Source organism: Paraburkholderia phymatum, assembly GCF_040965635.1.
GTDB classification, from domain to species: Bacteria; Pseudomonadota; Gammaproteobacteria; order Burkholderiales; family Burkholderiaceae; genus Paraburkholderia; species Paraburkholderia phymatum_B.
In genome coordinates this window covers 1-216 of sequence record NZ_JBFRCH010000178.1, presented here as the reverse complement: position 1 = coordinate 216, position 216 = coordinate 1, and the positions used below count along the sequence as shown (strand labels likewise).

The window sequence follows — 216 nt, the reverse complement described above, 5'->3', positions numbered from 1 at the left end:
CCAGATGATCCAGCTGCGCTCGGTGATGCAGGCCGGCAAGCCGAACATGAAGCTGTTCTTCACGGAAGCGGGTACGAGCTATGACCCGGGCATCAACTACGGCCCGACGACGCCGTCGCAGAACCAGCTGTTCGCACATGCTGCCGTTGGCGTGCGCTCGCACATCATCGTGCTGGGCGGCGGCGCGCAGATGACGACGCTGTTCTTCGGCCCCGA

Annotated in this window: 1 pseudogene; it reads left to right on the top strand. The window is 64.4% G+C overall.

From position 1 onward, the window contains the following. A pseudogene (locus tag AB4Y32_RS40675) lies at nucleotides 1–216 on the top strand (hypothetical protein); the annotation flags it as partial.